Source organism: Brasilonema bromeliae SPC951, assembly GCF_012912135.1.
GTDB classification, from domain to species: Bacteria; Cyanobacteriota; Cyanobacteriia; order Cyanobacteriales; family Nostocaceae; genus Brasilonema; species Brasilonema bromeliae.
Map to the genome: position 1 here is coordinate 1 of NZ_QMEB01000342.1, position 4,620 is coordinate 4,620.

General features: G+C 45.9%; 4 protein-coding genes. 3 read left to right on the plus strand and 1 reads right to left on the minus strand.

Going from position 1 to position 4,620, the window contains the following annotated elements; genetic code table 11:
* The first annotated feature begins 170 nt into the window (after positions 1 to 170).
* The 3 genes from DP116_RS27105 to DP116_RS27115 all read left to right on the plus strand — a co-directional run bounded on the left by DP116_RS27105 (position 171) and on the right by DP116_RS27115 (position 4,028).
* Positions 171 to 1,754, plus strand: a complete 1,584-nt coding sequence (locus DP116_RS27105; RefSeq protein WP_169158082.1) for a B12-binding domain-containing radical SAM protein — start codon at positions 171 to 173, stop codon at positions 1,752 to 1,754.
* An 86-nt stretch (positions 1,755 to 1,840) separates the two neighbouring features.
* Entirely contained in the window at positions 1,841 to 3,289 is a 1,449-nt protein-coding gene (locus DP116_RS27110) for a RecQ family ATP-dependent DNA helicase (protein WP_169158083.1), read from the plus strand.
* A 175-nt stretch (positions 3,290 to 3,464) separates the two neighbouring features.
* Positions 3,465 to 4,028, plus strand: a complete 564-nt coding sequence (locus DP116_RS27115; RefSeq protein WP_169158084.1) for a GNAT family N-acetyltransferase — start codon at positions 3,465 to 3,467, stop codon at positions 4,026 to 4,028.
* Between the two features lie 127 nt (positions 4,029 to 4,155).
* Here DP116_RS27115 and DP116_RS27120 read toward each other — a convergent pair.
* Positions 4,156 to 4,620: tRNA ligase subunit PheS family protein (locus DP116_RS27120; protein ID WP_439330042.1), on the minus strand; the 465-nt coding region annotated here is incomplete at its 5' end.

Here is a 4,620-nt window from a genome sequence, read left to right on the forward strand (position 1 = left end):
TCTATATACCTAATTTGTAGTCATTTGACTAACAGCATCAAATACTACTTGCAGGCGTTAATTTGCTTGGGGCAACATTCCAGTTCGACGAGCCGATTGCGAATCTCTAGGAGATGCTTTCGGCTATTGATGGGTGTTCGTGGTACTCACAGTTGTGCAAAAAGGATTTTATGAAAGCACTATTGATTTACCCTCAGTTTCCCCAGTCCTTTTGGTCTTATGATCGCTTCATGGAAATCGCCGGACTCAAAGCCGTCTTGCCTCCACTGGGGATGATTACAGTAGCAGCCCTTCTACCCAAGGACTGGGAAATTAGATTTTACGATCGCAACGTTAATCTTGAAACAGAGGCTGATTGGGAGTGGTGTGACCTAGTAATCCTTTCTGCAATGCTGGTGCAGAAACCAGATTTCCATGCCCTAATTCAAAAAGCGGTGCGGTTAGGCAAAAAAGTGGCAGTCGGGGGTCCTTACCCCACCTCAATCCCGCAAGATGCTCTTGACTCTGGAGCGCATTATCTGGTTTTGGATGAAGGGGAGTTGACAGTTCCACAGTTTCTAGAAGCGCTCAAAGGCAAAAAAGAGCAAGGAATCTTTCGCTCCCTGGAAAAACCTGATGTCACCCAAAGCCCGATGCCGCGTTTTGACCTGCTGCAACGGGATGCCTACTTGATGATGGCTATCCAATTTTCTCGCGGTTGCCCCTTCAACTGCGAGTTTTGCGACATCATTGTCCTCTACGGTCGGAAACCACGCACCAAGGAGCCTCACCAGACCATAGCCGAGTTACAAGCTCTTTATGATTTAGGCTGGCGAGGGTCACTCTTCATCGTTGATGACAACTTTATTGGAAATCAGCGTAACGTCAAACGCTTCTTACGAGAATTAATTCCTTGGATGAAGCAGCACGACTACCCCTTCACCTTCATAACTGAAGCTTCTGTGAATTTGGCAGAAGATGATGAACTGTTGCAATTAATGAATGAAGCAGGCTTCTATGCAGTTTTTCTCGGCATAGAAACTCCTGACCAAGACAGCCTGCAAGTAACACAAAAACTGCAAAATACTCGCAATCCGCTCATCGAAGCCTGTCGCAAGATCAATGAAGCAGGGATGCTAATCTATGCAGGGTTTATCCTTGGTTTTGATGGAGAACGCCCAGGAGCAGGAGAACGAATTCAAGCTTTTGTTGAACAAACCAGTATTCCTCAACCGATGCTGGGCATCCTTCAAGCTTTGCCCAATACTGCTCTATGGAACCGTCTGCAAAAAGAGCAGCGTTTAGTAGAGGGTATTGGCGTCACTGAGGTGGGAGACCAGAATTCCTTGATGAATTTTGTCCCCACCCGCCCCTTAGCTGAAATTGCTAGGGAGTATGCAGAAGGCTTCTGGACGTTGTATGAACCCAGAAACTATCTCAGACGCTGTTTTCAGCAATGTCTCAGTATTGGCTCGCTAGCAAAACGAAAGCAAACCATGCAATTTTCTCCAGGTAAGGGGTTGCGGCTCGTTGCTCAGTTAATCTGGCATCAGGGCTTACGGCGACCTGAAATTCGTGGGCAGTTCTGGCAACAACTATGGACGATTCTGCTGAAAAAGCCTCAAGTTCTCAATATGTATTTGGGGCTATGCGCTGCTGGAGAACATTTTTGGGAGTACCGCGCTTTAGCTAGGGAACGGATTACTCAACAACTAGGGTACGATCCACTGAGAGTCTCTGTGCTAAGAGAGCAAGAACCAATGCTCATCAAATAAAATCAAATAAAATACTGATAATATTACTGAGCCAGTAGCTTAAAACCAGAGGATAGATTCAATATCGTCCCTGTATACTATGGCTCATGAATCCATCTGCAACAACATCTTGGCACGAAGTCCGCGCTGCATTTAAAAAAATCTGGGGTTATGAAGATTTCCGTCCACCGCAGGGAGAAATTATCCAGAGTCTGTTAGCAAAAAAAGATGCGCTGATTATCATGCCCACAGGTGGGGGAAAGTCAATTTGTTTTCAACTTCCCGCACTGCTACAAACTGGATTAACGCTTGTTGTTTCGCCTTTGGTGGCGCTGATGGAAAACCAAGTGCAGGAACTTCGGGAACGCAATTTACCCGCTGCACTTTTGCACAGTGAATTACCATCTGACAAGCGGCGCATGACTTTACAAGCTTTGGAACGACAACAACTCAGATTACTTTACTTGTCGCCAGAAACTTTACTCAGCAAGCCAGTGTGGGAAAGGTTGTGCCAGCCGGAACTTGTGATTAATGGATTGATACTAGATGAAGCCCATTGTTTGGTACAGTGGGGAGACACTTTTAGACCAGCTTATCGAAGATTGGGGGCAGTACGACCAGCGCTACTCAAATCAAAACCATCGGGAACAAATATAGCACTAGCCGCTTTTACCGCCACCGCTGACCCTTTAGCCCAAACTCAAATTCGAGAAATTCTTCAGTTACAGCAACCAGCAGTTTTTCGTATTAATCCTTATCGTTCTAATATTAATCCTTCTATTCGTATAGTTTGGACTCCAAGAGGCAGAAAGCAACAATTCTTAAAATTTCTTTCAGATAAACGACAACAAACTGGGCTAGTTTACGTTCGCACAAGGCGAGATAGCGAAGAGTTGGCTGCATGGCTGCTACAGTTGGGTTACGTTACAGCAGGTTATCATGCAGGATTGGGCGCAGAGGAACGTCGTGAGATAGAAGCACAATGGCTGAGTGGAAAAATGCCGTTTGTCATCTGTACGTGTGCTTTTGGTATGGGGATAAATAAGTCTGATGTCCGTTGGGTGGTTCATTTTCACCCGCCATTGTTGATTTCAGAGTACGTGCAGGAAATTGGACGCGCTGGACGAGATGGAAAACCAGCCCAAGCACTGATGTTGATCAGTGAACCCACAGGGTGGTTAGATCCACAAGATAAGCAAAGGCAAAAGTTTTTTGAGGAGAATTTGCAGCAGCAACAGCTATCCGCGCAGCAAGTTCTGAAAAAATTGCCAAGAACAGGGGAAGTGAATGCTGTAGCGCGAGAGTTTCATAATGGTGCGATCGCCCTCTCTCTACTACACAGCACCGGACAACTCAAGTGGCTTGATCCCTTTCACTACAGTATCGTTCCAGGGGCAAAAACCCAAAGCGTTACACAATCACACGCTGCAAAGCAGATGAATCAATATCTTACGACTAGGGATTGTCGCTGGCGTTTTTTGTTAACTGCTTTTGGTTTTGAGGAAGAAATTAAGAACTGGCGTTGCGGTCACTGCGATAATTGCTGCCGAAAATAACTTTCTTGGCAGAAGCAGAAAAAAATGTCTACCGCGCTGAGTGGCAAGAGTTTATACAGAATCTTTGAAATTTGGCTAAAGTACAACATCACCAGAAAAGTTAGGAGAATCGATTACAATGCAACAGTTACCTGACTCCGGTTAGCTTCACCGTTAGGCGTTTCTAACAGTCTGTATGAATGAAAATCAAACCAGCGAGCCTCAACACAGCATTGTTTCCATCAGCGTACGAGTGCTTTCTCCCGCTGATGCTGAATCATATCGTTTTGTGCGTCTGCTTGCGCTTCATGAACAGCCCCCAGCTTTCGGCTCGTTGCCAGAGGATGAACCAAATCTTTCTGAGATAGCTGCAAGACTCGCAGAGAGCGACGAGCGTTGCTTTTTCGGAGCGTTTCAAGACAATCAACTCATTGGCACCGTCCGGATTTCTCGCTATTGCGCACCCAACGAGAAGCACCGCGCTCATCTTGGGGGGCTATATGTTTTGCCCGCATTCCGTCGCAACGGTTGTGGTAGATCGCTTGTCAGGCAAGCTTTGAATTGGGCAGCGAACGCGCGAAGCATTAGGAGAGTCAACCTAACTGTCGTGACCCAACAAAAAGCGGCAATCTGTCTTTACCAATCGCTTGGCTTCCGCATCTACGGTACTGAGCAAGAGACATTCTCGAAAGCTGGACGTTTCTACGACGAACACCTGATGACGTTGGAACTCACTTCGGATAATGACCGCAACGCCTAACAACAGTATGAACCAGAAGCTTAAGTGATGTTATTGAGCGTATGGCAAGAGAAAAGCTACCCAAAAATGGGTAGTAATGGGTAGCTTTGTCAATAGATTAAGTTACAGTTCCTAACTCCTAACTTTTTTAAAACTGCCTTAAAAAGCGTAAATCACTCGCATAAAGGCGACGAATGTCATCAATTTGATGTAAAACCATCGCAAAGCGTTCTACACCAAAACCGGCGGCGAATCCTGTGTACACTTCTGGATCGTATCCCACGGCTTTGAGCACATTTGGATCGACCATACCGCAACCCATAACTTCCAGCCAGCGACCATTCCACTGCAAATCAACTTCAGCAGAAGGTTCTGTAAACGGGAAATAACTGGCGCGGAAGCGAATAGGTAACTCACCAAACATCGCTTCCAAAAATACCTTAATTGTGCCTTTAAGATCAGTAAACGTCAGTCCTTCGTCAATTGCCAAAAGTTCTATTTGGTGGAAAACTGCTGAGTGAGTCGCATCTACGTTATCTCTTCGGTAGACTCGCCCTGGTGCAACTACCCGGATGGGGGGTTCTTCAGTTTCCATATAACGAATTTGTACTGA

Bases quoted from the DNA above. Each gene is read 5' to 3' on its own strand.
- DP116_RS27105 (WP_169158082.1), top strand. From the start codon at position 171: ATGAAAGCACTATTGATTTACCCTCAGTTTCCCCAGTCCTTTTGGTCT.
- DP116_RS27110 (WP_169158083.1), top strand. From the start codon at position 1,841: ATGAATCCATCTGCAACAACATCTTGGCACGAAGTCCGCGCTGCATTT.
- DP116_RS27115 (WP_169158084.1), top strand. From the start codon at position 3,465: ATGAATGAAAATCAAACCAGCGAGCCTCAACACAGCATTGTTTCCATC.